Source organism: Streptomyces sp. NPDC014623 (assembly GCF_043088245.1).
GTDB lineage: Bacteria > Actinomycetota > Actinomycetes > Streptomycetales > Streptomycetaceae > Streptomyces.
The window spans coordinates 74,091-89,247 of sequence record NZ_JBIBZU010000016.1; the positions used below are offsets into that span (position 1 = coordinate 74,091).

Consider the following 15,157-nt stretch of genomic DNA (forward strand, 5'->3'; position numbering starts at 1 on the left):
CCGCCTCCTCAGAACCCGCGCTCACGCAGCTGCCCGCCCGGCGTCCGCCGCGGTGATCCCCTTGGTGGAGGCGATCACATGCTTCAGCTTCTTCGAGAGCGCCTCATAGAACATGCTCAGGGGAAACTCGTCCGGAAGCACGTCGTCGACGAGTTTGCGGGGCGGCTGGGTCAGGTCCAGGGCGTCCGGGCCCTTGGCCCAGCGGGACCCCGGGTGGGGCGCGAGATAGGTCGCGACCAGGTCGTACGCCGCGAACCAGTGAACGAGCTTGGGGCGGTCGATGCCGTCGCGGTAGAGCTTCTCGATCTCTCCGCAGAGCTGGTTGGTGACCTCCGGGGCGCGGACCCAGTCGATCTTGAGCGTGTTGTCGGTCCAGCGGACCACGTCGTGCTTGTGGAGGTAGGCGAAGAGCAGCTGGCCGCCGAGGCCGTCGTAGTTGCGCACGCGCTCGCCCGTGACGGGGAAGCGGAACATCCGGTCGAAGAGCACGGCGAACTGGACGTCACGACCCTGGCCGAAGCCGTCGGCCTCCAGCTTCACGGCCTCCCTGAAGGCGGTGAGGTCGCAGCGCAGTTCCTCGAGCCCGTACATCCAGAACGGCTGGCGCTGCTTGATCATGAAGGGGTCGAACGGCAGGTCACCGTGGCTGTGGGTGCGGTCGTGGACCATGTCCCAGAGCACGAACGCCTGCTCACAGCGCTTCTGGTCACCGAGCATCTCCCGGATGTCGTCGGGCAGCTCGAGGCCCAGCAGATCCACCGAGGCCTCGGTCACGCGGCGGAAGCGGGCGGCCTCGCGGTCACAGAAGATGCCGCCCCAGCTGAAGCGTTCCGGCGCCTCGCGCACGGCGATGGTCTCGGGGAAGAGCACGGCGGAGTTGGTGTCGTAACCCGAGGTGAAGTCCTCGAAGGTGATGCCGCAGAAGAGCGGGTTGTCGTAACGCGTGGCTTCGAGGTCGGCGAGCCACTCGGGCCAGACCATCCGCAGTACGACGGCTTCGAGATTGCGGTCCGGGTTGCCGTTCTGCGTGTACATCGCGAACACGACCAGGTGCTGGAGGCCGTCCGCGCGGTCCTTGGCGGGCTGGAAGGCGAGCAGGGAGTCCAGGAAGTCCGGGACGCCGAAGCCGTCGGCGGCCCAGCGGCGCAGGTCGGTGACGAGCGCGCGGTGGTAGGCGTCGTCGTGCGGGAGCAGCGGAGAGAGCTGCTCGACCGCGGCGATCACGCGCTCGACGAGGGCGCCGGCCGTTTCCGCGGAAGGGGCCCCGTCAGCCGTGAAGTCGATGGAGCCGTCCTTGGCCTGCCAGGGGCGGAGCTCTTCCACGGCACCCTTGAGCGCGGGCCAGGCCGGGTGCTCCACGACCCGCTGGGCAGCAGCTATCGCACCGGCTGCGGTGGCATGCTCAAGAATTTCCGTCATAGCACTTCCTTCACGGGAGAACCTCGCGTCAGGCAACCGTATCCAGGCTCGGTCCGTTCGGACAAGTGGAGGGCAGAAAAATATCCTGTCACACCTCATCTTCACCGCTATTTTTCCTGCCACACATCCGCGCGACGGCTTCTTCCGCCGGACTGAAGGAGCAGAGGCCGTCCTGCACGCGAGAACTGGTTCCCTGGGGGTAGGAACCGCACGCGGGGTCAGCACGAGGGACGGAAGCGGGAGTGTCTTGACTTTTCTCACCATCGGTCATCGCGGGGTCATGGGCGTCGAACCGGAGAACACGCTGCGCTCGTTCAAGCGCGCGGAGCAGGCCGGCATGGACGCCGTGGAGCTGGACCTCCACCTGAGCAAGGACGGCGCGCTCGCCGTGATGCACGACGCCGCCGTGGACCGCACGACGGACGGGCAGGGGCTGATCGCCGAGAAGACGCTCCCGGAGCTGCGCGAGCTCGACGCCGGCCAGGGTGAACGGGTGCCCGTCTTCGAGGAGGTGCTCGACGCGATCAGCTCGCCCCTCCAGGCCGAGATCAAGGACGTGACGGCCGCACGGGCACTGGCCGAGGTGATGCTGCGACGCGATCTGGCCGGCCGCGTCGAGGTGTCCTCGTTCCATGACGCGGCGGTCGCCGAGATCGCGCAGCTGGTCCCGGGCGTGCGGACGGTGCTCATCGCCAGCCGCTGGGAAGGCGATGTGGTGGACCGGGCGAAGGCGGTGGGCGCGGGGACACTCGCCCTGAACATCCGCCGCCTCACCCTGGAGGTGGTCGAGCAGGCACACGCGGAGGGCCTGAAGGTGATCGGCTGGGTGGTCAACACCCCGGACCACCTGCGTCTCGTCCGCGCCCTCGGCCTGGACGGCGCGACGACCGACCACCCGGAGATCCGGCGCGCGGGCCGCTTCACCGTCTGAGGCGCCCCACGGCCCCGGCCCGCCGCCACGGGTGCCCGGAGGTCTCGGACCACCGCCACGGGCGCCCGGGGGCTCCGGCGCGCGCCACGGCTCCGTAGGCCCTACAGCTCCTTGACCAGCAGCTCGAACACGAGGTCGTCGCGCTGCGGAATGCCGAAGCGCTCGTCGCCGTACGGGAAGGGTGTCAGCTCTCCTGTGCGGCGGTAACCCCGGCGCTCGTACCAGGCGGTCAGCTCGGTCCGGACCGAGATCACCGTCATGTGCATCTCGTGCACGCCCCAGCTCTCGCGGGCCACGCGCTCCGCCTCGGCGATGATCACCTTGCCGAGGCCGGCGCCCTGCAGCTCCGGCCTGACCGCGAACATACCGAAGTACGCGGCCTCCCCACGGTGTTCGAGCTGGCAACAGGCAACCGGTTCACCGTCGCGCTCGGCCACCAGGATCCGGCCCGCGGGGACCGCGAGCACTTCGCGCACCCCGTCGGCGTCCGTGCGGCGGCCCTGGAGGATGTCCGCCTCGGTGGTCCACCCGGCCCGGCTCGCGTCGCCCCGGTAGGCGGACTCGACGAGCCGCACCAGGACCGGCACATCGTCCTCGGTCGCGTCGCGGAAGGTCAGTTCTGTCCGTGCCGTGGCCGGTGCGATGTCCATGAGGCTCTTCTCCGAGGTGTGCTGCCGCCTGTGCGCTCCCGAGACTAACCCGGGCCCGGCCGGCCCCCCGCAGGCCCGGGCGCGCTCCCCCAGTACCCCAATGCGCCCCGGTAGGAGTGCCGGGGACGGGGCATCGATGGGACGGAACCGGCGTGATTCGCCGTGGGGGGAGGTGCACTGTGCACGGACCGGCGCTGCCCGGCTGGCTGCTCATGGTGCTGTGCGGGGCCACGGGGGCGTACTGCCTGCTGCGGACCCGTAACGGCACACGACGGGAACGCGGATCGGCGCGGGCCGAGGCGCTGATGGGGTTCGGGATGGCCGCGATGGCGGTGCCCGCGGCTCCGCTCCCGGAGTGGACATGGGTGGTCCACACCGTGGTGTTCGGCGCCGCCTCGCTGCACGCGGCCGTGTACGCCAGGGGCGGGGGCCATCATCTGCATCATCTGGTCGGTTCGCTGGCCATGGTCTACATGGCCGTGGCCATGGCGCCGGGGGCGGCCCACGCCCCGGGCGGCGGCCACGCGAGCCACGGAGCGGGGGCGGCCGGGACCGCAGGCGGCATCCCAGTGCTGACCGGGGCGCTGCTGGTGTACTACGCGCTCTATGTCCTGCGCTCGGCGGGACGGCTGATACCGGCCCCCGCTCCCGTCGGCGTACCGGCCGGCGGCCCCGGCGGCATGACGGGTCCGGCATGGGGTGCCCGGCCGGAGCTCGCCCTGGCGTGCAGGCTGGCCATGGGCACAGCCATGTTCGCCATGCTGCTCACCCTGTGAGACAGCGGGCCCCGCACACGGTGTCGTACGTCACTTGACGCACGCGGCCATACCCGCGGGCGGCGCGGCACTCATAGGCTGACGTCCATGTTGGTCTCCCTCGCGTTGCTGCTCCTCGGCGCACTGGCCGCCGTCGTGGCTCCGGGCCTGATGGCGAGGGCACGATGGCCGGAGCGGGAGCCCGTCGTGGCCCTGTGGGTGTGGCAGTGCGTGGTCGCGGGCGTCCTGTTGTCGTTCGGGCTCTCCATGACCTTCAGTGCGGCCGCCGCCTGGCAGGCGGTCCGCGGCCATGTCTTCGCACCCGCCCCGAACGCCGTCGTCGAGGCGTACGCCCTGGGCGCGTACGGGCCGTGGTCGGCGGTCATCGCGGTGCTGCTGGCGCTCGGCGGGGTGTGGACCGCCGCCATGCTGGTACGGGAGATCCACCGGGCCCGGGTGCGCCGCAGGCGGCGGCGCACCGAACTGCTGGTCCGTTCCCCGCTGATGCCGGGCGAGGAAGCCGGCAGCGGGCGCCTCGTGGTGCTGGAGGGCGAACGGCCCGATGCCTGGTGGCTGCCGGGGGCGGCTCCTCAACTGGTCATCACCACCGCGGCACTCGGCCGGCTGAAGGGGCGCCAGCTCGATGCCGTGCTGGCCCACGAGCAGGGTCACGCGCAGGCACGCCACGACTGGCTCCTGTACTGCTCGGAAGCGCTCGCCACCGGATTCCCGCAGGTGCCGGTGTTCGCCGCCTTCCGTGACCAGATGCACCACCTCGTGGAACTGGCCGCGGACGACGTGGCGTCACGGCGTTTCGGCCGCCTCACGATCGCGCTCGCCCTGGTCGAACTCAACGAGGACCGCGGCGTGTTCGGCCCGGCGCCGGCTTCCGGCGCTCATGTGCCGTTCAGGGTGAACCGGTTGCTCGCCCCCGTGGAACGGCTCACCGCGGGCCGTCGGCTGCGGCTGACCGCCGCTGCGGCCCTGGTGCCCGTGGTGCCCCTGCTGGTGGCCTTCGTCCCGGGACTCAGCGCACTGGGATAGCTTCGTGTGCCGGTCGTGCACGAGGATCGTCCCCATGCACTCCCCTCCGCGCCTCCGGGCCCCCTTCCTGATCACCGGACTCGCCTGCGCCTCGCTGTCCCTCGTCCTGATCGTGCTCGTCGCGGTGTCCTGGTCGCCTTTGACGGCGCTGGACACGACAGTGGCCCGCGCGCTGCACAGCAGAGCGGTGACCGAACCAGGGCTGGTCCAGGTCAACCGGATCCTGACGGACTGGGTGTGGGATCCCTGGACGATGCGTGTCCTGACCGCCGTCGTCGTGATCAGTCTGTGGTGGCGCGGTTCCCGGCTCCTCGCGGGGTGGGTCGCCGCGACCAGTCTGTTCGCCACGCTCGTACAGCAGGGGCTCAAGGCGGCGGTGGGCCGGGAACGCCCGCGGTGGCCCGACCCGGTGGACTCGGCGCACTACGCGGCCTTTCCCTCGGGCCACGTCATGACTGCGGCGGTGACCTGCGGGCTCCTCCTGTGGCTGCTGCGCCTGCACGGCTCTCAGCCGCCCCTGTGGTGGGGCTCCCTGGTGCTCGCCGTGATCTCGGTGGCCGGAGTCGCCCTCACACGCGTCTACCTGGGGGTGCACTGGCTGAGCGACGTGGTGGGCGGAACACTGCTGGGAGGGACCGTGGTCGCGCTCTCCGTGGCCGGATACACCGGGTACACCCGTCGCACCCGGCAACCGGCCGGAGAGGAGGACACGCTCTTGTAGGTGTCCGCCGGAGGCGGCGATGACCGGTCGCACGCAGATCAAGGGCGTACTTTCCGACTTCTCCGGGACTCTCTTCCGGGTGGAGTCCGTCCATGCGTGGCTCGTCGACACGCGGGGCACGACCATGGAGCAGGCCGGCTTCGAGCACTGCACGCGTCGGCTGGCGGCCGGAGCCCTGCCCGGGGGCCCGTCCCCGAGCGGATCGCTCCGCCTCCGACCACGGTGTGGGCCGAGCGCGACCGCAGCGCGCGCCAGCACAGGGAGGCGTACACCGCCCTGGCCCGCGAAGCGGCCCTCCCGGACCCGGACCTGTACGACGCGCTGTACGACCGCCACATGGGCCCTGCCGCCCGGCGGCCGTAGCCCGACGCGGCGGAGGTGCTGCGCGGGCTGCGCCACCACGGCATCGCGGTCGGTGGCGTGAGCGACATCGGCTGGGACCCGCGTCCCGTCTTCCACGCGCACGGCCTGGACGGGCTGGTCGACGCGTACGTCCCGTCCTTCGAACACGGCATCCGGAAGCCCGGCCCCGGCTCTTCCCCACAGCGTGCACACTGCTGGGGTGTGATCCCGGCGGACGTGGTCATGGCCGGTGACGACCGTCACGCGGACGCAGGCGCGGCCTCCCTGGGCTGTGAGGTGCGTTTCGTGGAGCACCTGCCCGTGGCGGAGCGGCCCGAGGACTGCGGGCACTCGGGCTCCCGGCACTCGCCGGGAAGGGACGGAGACACCCCGTTCGTGAAGGATTCCAGGGGGCGGTGTGAGGGATATCCCTGCCCCTGAGGGGGTCCGAGGGCCTGTCGGGGGTTTAGCTTGGTGGACATGTCCCCGTATCCGAACCCGTCCGTCGCCGTGCGCCCCGCCTCAGTGGTCAACGAAGAGATCCGCACCCTGTGGCAGCGTTCCGGAGGGCTGCTGTCCCCGGACGACGAGACCGAGTACCAGCGCCTGCTCGTGGAGTGGGCCGCGGCGGCGGGTACGAGCGTACGGCCGGCCGTCTGAGCGACCGGACAGCGCGCTCCCGCGCCTGATTCCGGCGATCCCCCGCATCGCCGGAATCAGGGGTACAGCATGTCCCCGCGCCGCCCATGGGTCAATGAGATAAACGTGCCCCGCCGGGCGGAAGCCGTCCGGCGGGGCACTCTCCTTCACCTGCGGGAGGAACCGGTGGATCAGCGGTCGAAGTAGTCCGGCTGCGTCTGCACGTTGAGCTCCGGCAGCCGCACCTTCTTCGCCGGGTCGGTCCGCCGGTCGTCGAGCTTCAGGACGTCGAAGCCCTTGGCGATGTCGTTGGAGTAGATGTAGCCGTTGTAGTAGTACGCCGACCACGGGCCGGCCGTGGTGACCGCGTCCGTGGAGACCGGACCGCGCTCGAAGTACGCGATCTCCTTCGGCTTCGAGGAGTTGGTGAAGTCCCACACGGAGACCCCGCCCTGGTACCAGGCCTGGACCATCAGGTCCTTGCCCTTGACCGGGATGATCGAGCCGTTGTGCGCTACACAGACCTCGGTGTCCGCCTGCGGGCGGTCGATCTTGAAGTAGCTGCGGAAGACCAGCTTGCGGTGGTCCCCCCTGCCCGTGATGTCGTAGATGCCGTCGGCCCCGCGGTTCGGGCCGATCTCGTCGTTGCAGGTGGCCGCGCCACCGCCGCCGAGCTCATCGGTGAAGACGACCTTGTCGGCGTCCTGGTTGAAGGTCGCCGAGTGCCAGAACGCGAAGTTCACGTTGTCCTGGACACGATCGATGATCTTCGGATTCTCCGGGTCCTTGATGGAGAACAGCAGGCCGTCACCCATGCACGCCCCGGCCGCCAGGTCCTTCGAGGGCAGAACGGTGATGTCGTGGCATCCGGTGGTCTTCGAGACGCCGGGGTTGGCCGGCGCTCCCGGGTTGCCACCGTCCGGGAAGAGGACCGGGAAGTTCACGATCCGGGAGTCCTCGGGCGCGCTGCGCGGCACCTTGATGACGGAGATTCCGTCATGCGGCGGCTGGCAGTCCGGGAACGTCTCGTTCGGCGAGTACGACGACACGTACACGTACACGTTCCTGCGCTCGGGAACGATCGTATGGGTGTGTGAACCACACGCGGTCTCGACAGCGGCGACGTACTTCGGGTTGCGCTTGTCGCTGATGTCGAAGACCTTCATGCCCTCCCAGGAGGACTTCTCCGTGGCCGGCTGGGTGGTGCTGGCACACGAGTCGTCACTGCGCGAGGAGTCGGTCGACAGGAAGAGGAGGTTCCCGGAGACCGAGATGTCGTTCTGGGAGCCGGGACACAGAACCTGTGCGACGGTCCTCGGCTTCTTCGGATTACGGATGTCGAAGATCCGGAAGCCGTCGTAGTTCCCGGCGTAGGCGTAGGTGCCCTGGAACGCCAGGTCCGTGTTGGTCCCCTGGAGCGCGTCCTTGGGGATGTTCGTGAGGTGTTCGATGTTGGCACTGTGGACTATCTCGTCCACGCCGGGTATCTCACCGCTCTCGATGGCTGCCCTGGCTTCGGCCTGCTCACTCACGGAGACACCGCTGCGGGTGGTGGCGGTGTCGCCCGGATCGGGCGTCGCGGCCGCGGGTCCGGCCGTGAACAGCGTGGCGATGAGCCCGGCCGCGGCTGCCGCCACACCCAGACGTCTCCGCCGCACGCTGGTGGTGTGCAACGAGGTCACTGCGTCCTCCCTTGTGTCCGTTCGTCGACGAACGGTTCCTGGACCCCGGCAGTATCGTCCCTCGCATGTACACACCAACAGATGGCAACAGAGATGTAATGAAAATTTTTGATCACCGGCCGGTGGGAGGTGTTAGGACGGTCTGCAACACATTCATGTGGCAATGGAGGTCACCGTGTTGATGCCCCGTCGGACCGCGCACGTGCGCGCAGCAGCTCTGGTGACGACGCTCGTGGCTGCCGTTCTCACTCTGGGAGGCTGCGACGAGGGCCGTGACGGGGCGAAGGCCGGGACGGACGAGGGCCCTTCGGTGGTGGCACCCGGGAGGCCCGGCGAACCGGCCAGGACACTGTCGGCCGAGGAAGCGGTGAAGGCCGCCGGGGACGACACTCCCAACTCTGCGGACTTCCGCTACGTACGCATGATGATCGAGCATCACGAACAGGCTCTGGTACTTACCGCCCTCGTTCCCGGACGGGCGTCCTCCGCATCTGTCGAACGGCTCGCGGAGCGCGTTTCGGCAGCTCAGAAGCCTGAGATCGGCGCCATGGAGGGCTGGCTGAAGAACAACGGCGGCGACGACCGTGGGGGGACGCACGACCACTCCGCGATGCCCGGCATGGCGACCGCCGAGCAGGTCGAGCAGCTGCGTGCCGCAGAGGGCAAGGCTTTCGACCGGCTCTTCCTGGAGTTGATGATCACTCATCATCAGGGGGCGGTCACCATGGCGACCGAAGCTCTCGCGGACGGCAACAACGTGCTGGTGGAGGAGATGGCCAACGACGTCGTCGCCCAGCAGACCGTGGAGATCGACCGGATGCGAGGGCTGATGGCCTGATGCGCGTCACCCGGTCGCGCGACCGGGCGGGCCCGCCCGGCGTCCTCCGCGGGACGGGCGGCCCGTGGCGTGGCCGAGGGGTGTCAGCGTCGGCCGAGGCGCTCGGCCTGCCGTTCCGCGCCACCGAGGACGCTGTCGAGCAGACCGGGGAAGAGCGCCTCCAGGTCCTCCGTCCGTACACAGCTCAGTTTGGCCGTGCCGCGGTAGAACTGGGCGATGACGCCGTTCTCGCGGAGCACCCTGAAGTGGTGCGTGGTGGTGGACTTGGACACCGGGAGATCGAAGTGGGAACAGGCCTGCTCGTCCGCCGCGCCGGCCAGTTGACGCACGATGCGGAGCCTGATCGGGTCGGAGAGCGCGTGGAGCACGCCCTCGACGCGGATCTCCTCGCGCGAGGGGTGGGCGAGCACACGAGCGGTGGTCGTCGTCACGGTGGCTCCACTTCGTACTGGGGACTTCATTGTACGAGAATCGTCGTAGTTTTATCCACGGGCCGCCACCACGAGCCGGACGCGCGGGCTGCCGTCCGCCCTCCGGCCGAACTCCTCCAGGGGCAGCAGCCGCACCGTGAATCCGGTGTCCGTCAGGTCGTCGACCACGCCGGCGAGCGGGAAGGTGCGGTAGTACATGACGAAGGGCGGTCGCCACAGCGCGTTGCGCACCCGCATGGCCAGATCGAAGCCGAGCAGCGACCAGTACGCCGGGGAGCCCACCTCGGGCGGCGCACCCACCGGGAAGACGAACAGACCGCCCGGCCTCAGTGCCGTGTGCACCTGCCCGAACAGCCCGGGTCGTTCCTCCGGCAGGAAGTGGCCGAACGCCCCGAAACTCAAGGCCAGGTCGAAGACCTGCACGAACGGCAGCGACAGGGCGTCGGCCCGGACCCAGTCCACCGCCGGGCCGGCGCCGTCCGCGGCATGCGCGGCCCGGGCGACGTCGAGCATGCCGGCGCTGAAGTCGACGCCGGTGACCCGCTCCCCGCACAGACCGCGCAGCACGCCCACGCCCGCCCCGGTGCCGCAGCAGACGTCCAGGCCCCGGCCGAACGGCCCGAGGGGCCGCGCCGCTTCGGCGACCGCTTCGAGCACCCGGTCCGGGGTCCGGTAGGGCGTCGCGTCGAATTTCGGGGCGAGCAGGTCGTATCCGCGCATCGTCGAGGAGAGCGCTTGGACGGCCAGTTCGCGCAGTGTGGGGCCCTGAGGAGTGAACATCGCCGCTCAGCGTACCCACGGGCGCGGCGTCACACCGCGTAGCCGTACTGTTCGGGCGTCTCGACGTCGCCGCCGAGCGCGCGTGAGGCGTTGCGGGCGAAGTAGGGGTCGCGCAGCAGTTCGCGGCCGAGCAGGACCGCGTCCGCGCTGCCGTCGGCGAGGATCTTCTCCGCCTGCACGGGGTCGGTGATCAGACCCACGGCCGCGACCGGAAGGCCTGTCTCCTTGCGTACCCGCTCGGCGAAGGGCACCTGGTAGGCGGGGCCCGCGGGAATCCGTGCCTTCGGCGCCAGTCCGCCGGTCGAGACGTCCAGCAGGTCGACGCCGTGTGCGAGCAGCTCACGTGCGAAACGGACGGTGTCGTCGGCGGTCCAGCCCTCACGCGGGTCGTCCGCGTTCTCGGTCAGCCAGTCGGTGGCGGAGATGCGGAAGAACAGCGGGAGGTCCTCGGGCCACACGGCGCGTACGGCGTCCACGACCTCCAGCGCGAGACGCGTGCGGTTCTCGAAGGATCCGCCGTAGGCGTCGGTGCGGTGATTGCTGTGCGGAGAGAGGAACTGGCCGATCAGATAACCGTGCGCCCCGTGGATCTCGGCGACCCTGAAGCCCGCGTCGAGCGCCCGGCGAGCGGCGTCGGCGAACTGCCGCACGACCTCCTGGATCTCCTCGACGCCGAGCTCGGCGGGCACCGTGTGGGACTCGTCGTACGCCAGAGGGCTCGGACCGACGGGCTTCCAGCCCTCGGGGTCGCCGGCGCCGATGGGAGTTCCGCCGCGCCAGGGGCGGTCGGTCGAAGCCTTCCTTCCGGCGTGGGCGAGCTGAACGCCCGGGACGGTCCCCTGGCCGGTGAGGAAACCGGTGATCCGGCGGAACGCCTCCACCTGGCGGTCGTTCCAGATGCCGAGGTCCGCGGGACTGATCCGCCCCTCCGGACTGACGGCGGTGGCCTCGACGAGGATCAGACCGGTGCCGCCGGCCGCCCGTGCGCCGTAGTGGGCGAAGTGCCAGTCGTTGGCCGTGCCCGCGTCGGGTCCGGAGGCTTCCGCGCTGTACTGGCACATCGGGGCCATCCAGACGCGGTTGGGAATGTTCAGCGACCGCAGGGCATAGGGCTCGAACAATGCACTCACAGGGGGCTCCGGTTCCTCAGGATGCGGCGGGGGCGCGACGGCCCGGGCATACCGGGCCGCCACTTCGTACGAGATTCACCGTACTACGAGATTCACCGTACTACGGCAATCGTCGAAATACGAGCTGCTCGTACGATCCCCCTCATCCCCCCGGCCGCAGCCGACGGCGGAGCCGGATGTCGGTATCCGCCTCGTACGTCTGGCTCCAGCTGCGCCCGCCTCCCGATGTCCAGGTGACCTGGACATCGGCTCCGTCCGTCCTGACGGCCTCGACCGTCATGGACCGGTTCCCGTCCCGTACGTCACCGCGCAGCAGCTCACGGGCCTTGACGGTGACGGGGTCCGCCGTCCGCGCGTCCTCCGCTTCGCCGGCCGCCGCGGCGAGCGCCGCGGCCAGTTCCCTGGCCGCGGCCGGTGAGCAGGACCAGGAGGCGGCTGCCGAGGAGCCCTCGATGAGGATCTCCACCTGGAGAGGCCCTTCCACAGGCCCGGGGGCCACCTCCAGCCTCACACCGTGTCCCCCGGTGTCCCGGATCTCGATACTCATACCAGCCGCCTCCTCGTCCCGCTCCGGTCAGCTGAGCCGGAGACTCTCCGGCGGGCCCAGATAGCTGGGCTTGAGGCCGCCGGTGTCCACCACGAGGTTCTGGAGTACCACGGTCGGGTCGACCATCCAGAATTTCAGCACGTGGGTCCCCGCCCGGTCGATGTGGTGCGTGGTGCCGGTGCGGTTGACGTTGTCCGAGGTGTTGCGGGCCCACTGCGTGTTCATGGTGCCGTCGTCGGCACCCGTGACCTCGATGATGTCGACGGACTGCGGGGCATCGTCGTCGAAGGAGACCGCGTACGTGAGTCCGCCGGCCGCCAGGGCGCTGTTGCGGGGCGAGAGGTAGGCCCAGACGGTGACCGGTCCGGTGGTGAACAGGCTGACCCGGTACTCCAGCCGGGGCCCGCGACCGCCAGGGGTCTGCCGTGCCGCGGTGACCGGGAAGGGTTCCATGCCCGATCCGGTGCGGCCGATGCCGGGGATGCGGCGCCAGGAGATCTTTCCTCGGCCGACCGCACGGTGGAAGTGGCCGGCCTCGATGGAGACGTATCCGTTGGCCTCGACGAACCCCGCCAGCTGTGCGCGTGCCCTCCCGGGCCGGTCGATCACGGCCTGGACGACGACCTCGCTGCCGCCGGGGCCCGACACGGTGACGGGCACCCGCGTGACGCCCTGCGGGGCCCGCGACCAGTCGACCCGGAAGGTGACCCGGGTCTGGGCGTCCACCCGGCCCCGCGTCCGGTCGGCGATCAGCCAGGAGGCACCCGTGCGGATGCGGAAGCCGAAGGGTTCGGTTCCCCGGTTGAACACCTCGACGTACTGGGCGGGCTGGCTCTGGTACGGGCTGAAGACCGGCAGGACCGCTTCACCGCCCTCACCGGACGCCGGCCACCAGTCGGTGGAGCCGTCGACGGCCACGCCCATCTCGGCCTTGCGCGGGAGTTCGATGCGGCGGACAGCGGGGAAGATCTCGTCCGCTATCGCCACGTCGTCCAGCTCGGGCTGCTGCCAGGGGGCATTCGGGCCGTAGCGGTCCACATCGCCGTAGCCGATGTGCGGCTGGGTCTGGAAGCCCTCCCACTTGCCGTCGGCCACCTCGGTGTTGAAGCGCCGCGCCAGGGCGAAGTCCTCGGCCAGCCCCGCCTCGGCGGTGGCCGCGAGCTGGTTGGTCAGGGCGCGGCCCTGGGGGGCGTAGTGCAGGTTGGTGAACTCCGCCTCCCGCAGGGCGTACAGGTTGGCGGTGGCCCGGACGGCGTATCCGACCAGCTCGTACCAGGCGTCCTGGGCGGACGCCGGCAGGCCACGCCGGACGCGTTCCGCGGCGGCGTCCAGGCGCTGCCAGTCCTCGGTGACCCGTTCCAGCTCGCGGTAGTCGACGATGCTGAAGGGGGTGGCCCGGTCGTCGTAGACGACGGCGGAGGAGTCCGTCGCCGGGTCCTTGGCCGGGTCGAGGGTGATCTTCCGGTTGAGCAGCTCGGGCTTGCGGCGGGACTGCAGCCGGGCGTACGTACGCAGGATCCCGGCGATCTCCCCGGCCTGCCGTTCGCCGAAGTTCTGCGCGGCGTAGCGCTCCTCCCATTCCGGGAGGGCGTCCAGGGGCCAGCGGCCGGGGTCCCAGGCGTACTCCAGGAAGAACTGGGTGGGCAGTTCGTTGCCCTTGAGATCGCCCGCATTGGCGACCCAGAGACCGTGGTTGCCGTAGGCCGCGCTCTGGTGGAGCTGGTCCCACATGTTGGGGAGCGAGGCGGTGTCGACCCACTTGTAGTTGCGTCCCATCCCGACGTAGTCGAAGTGGTAGTAGAGGCCGTAACCGCCGCTGCGGGCATCGTGTTCCAGGTGCGGCAGCTTGCGGACGTTGGCCCAGTTGTCGTCGGTGAGGACGACGGTGACGTCGTCCGGGACCCTCAGCCCGCGGTCCCAGTAGTGCTGGACCTCCTTGTAGAGGGTCCACACCTGCGGGACCGCGTCCGGTGCGCCGAGTTCACCGGCGAGGATCTCGCGCTGGGCTGCGATGATCTCGGTCATCAGCTCGATGCCGTCCCCGTCCGGCAGGCTGACGTCACCGTTGCCGCGCATGCCGAGGGTGACCACACCCTCGAAGCCCCCCTCCGCCATGCGGCGGACACCCTCCCGCCAATAGGCTTTGACCGCCTCGGCGTTGCGACGGAAGGACCACTCTCCGGTGCCGCCGTACGGGTCGTGTCCGGGCTCGGTGATGTTTCCGGCGCTGTCGCGCACAGCGGCGACGGCGTGCCGGTTCCACTCCTCGATCCCCCGCATCATGGGTGCCTCGTGCGAGGTCCCCATGACGACCCCGTAGGCCTTCGCGGTGGCGTGGTTCTCCGGGTCGTCCTCGGCGAAGGCACGGCCCCAGACCGCCGGCCAGAGGTAGTTGGCCTTCAGGCGCAGCATCACTTCGAAGATCTTGGCATAGAAGGCGGCGTTGAAGCCGCCCTCGAAGCCGGGTGCCTTGCCGGGGCCGAAGTAGGCGGGGGCCCAGGTGCCGAGGGCCGGGTTCTCGTGGTTGATGAAGAACCCTCGGTATTTCACGGCGGGGGTGCCCTGACTGTGCAGTCCGGGCAGGACGTACAGCGCGTCCCGGTGGACGGGAGTGACGTCGTCCCACCAGTACCAGGGCGAGACCCCGATGCCCCGGGAGACGTCGTACACGCCGAAGATCGTGCCGCGCTGGTCACTGCCCGCGATGACGAACGCACGGTCCACTCCGGGCAGCGGCTTCTCCACGACTGTCTGGAGGCTGGTCTCCCATGCGCCTTCGATCCCTGAGACCTTCAGCCTGCCGGCTTCGATCAGGGCGTCGATCAGCGGGCTGCGGCCGATGGTTCCGACGAGGACGATCTCACGGCCGTGTGGTGTCGCGCCGTGTGACAGTGCCGGGCGGACGCCGCTGACGCGCTCGATGTCGTCCTGGAGGTCGCCCGCCACCCGGACGACACCTTCGTGGTCCTTGTCACTGACCACGACCGGAGCCGCTCTGCCGCCCCTGACCAGGGGGAAGGCCCCGGATCGGGGACTGAAGGAGATGTACGCGCCGGGGTCGGTGGGGCGGGGAGCCGGCCCTTGGCGGAGGTGGCTCGCAGCGGCCTCCCCCGTCAGTCCCGTCAGCGATCCGAGCGGCGTCGCCGCCAGGGCGGTGATCCCGAGACCGGCCCCGAGGACCGATCTGCGACTGGTGTGCTTGTCCATGTCCCTCTCCCATTTTGTTCACCTGCATGACAAATTGGACG

14 protein-coding genes and 1 pseudogene are annotated in these 15,157 nt (G+C 70.0%); 7 read left to right on the forward strand and 8 right to left on the reverse strand.

Going from position 1 to position 15,157, the window contains the following annotated elements; genetic code table 11:
* Positions 1 to 21: 21 nt before the first annotated feature.
* On the reverse strand, positions 22 to 1,419 hold the full coding sequence (locus ACF1FZ_RS24560) for a DUF6421 family protein (protein ID WP_391775550.1): 1,398 nt from the start codon (positions 1,417 to 1,419) through the stop codon (positions 22 to 24).
* A 280-nt stretch (positions 1,420 to 1,699) separates the two neighbouring features.
* Here ACF1FZ_RS24560 and ACF1FZ_RS24565 point away from each other — a divergent pair, with 280 nt between their 5' ends.
* Positions 1,700 to 2,350 (forward strand): glycerophosphodiester phosphodiesterase, encoded by a 651-nt coding sequence (locus tag ACF1FZ_RS24565; protein WP_391775637.1) that lies wholly within the window; start codon positions 1,700 to 1,702, stop codon positions 2,348 to 2,350.
* A gap of 101 nt (positions 2,351 to 2,451) precedes the next feature.
* Here ACF1FZ_RS24565 and ACF1FZ_RS24570 read toward each other — a convergent pair whose 3' ends face one another.
* Entirely contained in the window at positions 2,452 to 3,000 is a 549-nt protein-coding gene (locus ACF1FZ_RS24570; protein WP_391775551.1) for a GNAT family N-acetyltransferase, read from the reverse strand.
* A 179-nt stretch (positions 3,001 to 3,179) separates the two neighbouring features.
* Between ACF1FZ_RS24570 and ACF1FZ_RS24575 the strand changes: the two genes are divergently transcribed.
* The 5 genes and pseudogenes from ACF1FZ_RS24575 (at position 3,180) to ACF1FZ_RS24595 (ending at position 6,522) form a co-directional block, all read left to right on the forward strand.
* Positions 3,180 to 3,776, forward strand: a complete 597-nt coding sequence (locus ACF1FZ_RS24575) for a DUF5134 domain-containing protein (protein ID WP_391775552.1) — start codon at positions 3,180 to 3,182, stop codon at positions 3,774 to 3,776.
* Between the two features lie 87 nt (positions 3,777 to 3,863).
* Entirely contained in the window at positions 3,864 to 4,799 is a 936-nt protein-coding gene (locus ACF1FZ_RS24580) for a M56 family metallopeptidase (protein WP_391775553.1), read from the forward strand.
* Between the two features lie 34 nt (positions 4,800 to 4,833).
* Positions 4,834 to 5,520, forward strand: coding sequence for a phosphatase PAP2 family protein (locus ACF1FZ_RS24585; protein ID WP_391775554.1), 687 nt, complete (start codon positions 4,834 to 4,836; stop codon positions 5,518 to 5,520).
* Positions 5,521 to 5,539: 19 nt separating this feature from the next.
* Positions 5,540 to 6,303, forward strand: a pseudogene (locus ACF1FZ_RS24590) (HAD family hydrolase).
* 39 nt (positions 6,304 to 6,342) lie between these two features.
* The gene (locus ACF1FZ_RS24595; protein WP_391775555.1) at positions 6,343 to 6,522 is read left to right on the forward strand and encodes a hypothetical protein; all 180 of its coding nucleotides are present in this window, start codon (positions 6,343 to 6,345) and stop codon (positions 6,520 to 6,522) included.
* Between the two features lie 170 nt (positions 6,523 to 6,692).
* Here the strand turns inward: ACF1FZ_RS24595 and ACF1FZ_RS24600 are convergent, their stop codons facing one another.
* Positions 6,693 to 8,183, reverse strand: a complete 1,491-nt coding sequence (locus ACF1FZ_RS24600; protein ID WP_391775556.1) for an LVIVD repeat-containing protein — start codon at positions 8,181 to 8,183, stop codon at positions 6,693 to 6,695.
* Between the two features lie 181 nt (positions 8,184 to 8,364).
* Between ACF1FZ_RS24600 and ACF1FZ_RS24605 the strand changes: the two genes are divergently transcribed.
* Complete coding sequence (locus ACF1FZ_RS24605) at positions 8,365 to 9,021, forward strand: DUF305 domain-containing protein (protein ID WP_391775638.1); 657 nt, start codon at positions 8,365 to 8,367, stop codon at positions 9,019 to 9,021.
* A gap of 83 nt (positions 9,022 to 9,104) precedes the next feature.
* Here the strand turns inward: ACF1FZ_RS24605 and ACF1FZ_RS24610 are convergent, their stop codons facing one another.
* From ACF1FZ_RS24610 to ACF1FZ_RS24630, 5 genes are all read right to left on the reverse strand, one after another.
* A complete protein-coding gene (locus ACF1FZ_RS24610; RefSeq protein WP_391775557.1) occupies positions 9,105 to 9,482 on the reverse strand; it encodes an ArsR/SmtB family transcription factor in 378 nt (125 codons plus the stop codon).
* A 21-nt stretch (positions 9,483 to 9,503) separates the two neighbouring features.
* Positions 9,504 to 10,232 carry a class I SAM-dependent methyltransferase gene (locus ACF1FZ_RS24615; protein WP_391775558.1) on the reverse strand — a complete coding sequence of 243 codons (729 nt, stop codon included), beginning with the start codon at positions 10,230 to 10,232 and terminating at the stop codon, positions 9,504 to 9,506.
* A gap of 29 nt (positions 10,233 to 10,261) precedes the next feature.
* Positions 10,262 to 11,362, reverse strand: a complete 1,101-nt coding sequence (locus tag ACF1FZ_RS24620) for an NADH:flavin oxidoreductase/NADH oxidase (protein ID WP_391775559.1) — start codon at positions 11,360 to 11,362, stop codon at positions 10,262 to 10,264.
* Between the two features lie 142 nt (positions 11,363 to 11,504).
* Positions 11,505 to 11,909: a hypothetical protein gene (locus tag ACF1FZ_RS24625; protein WP_391775560.1), complete on the reverse strand. Its 405-nt coding sequence runs from the start codon at positions 11,907 to 11,909 to the stop codon at positions 11,505 to 11,507.
* Between the two features lie 27 nt (positions 11,910 to 11,936).
* Complete coding sequence (locus tag ACF1FZ_RS24630; RefSeq protein ID WP_391775561.1) at positions 11,937 to 15,116, reverse strand: glycosyl hydrolase 115 family protein; 3,180 nt, start codon at positions 15,114 to 15,116, stop codon at positions 11,937 to 11,939.
* Positions 15,117 to 15,157 lie beyond the last annotated feature (41 nt).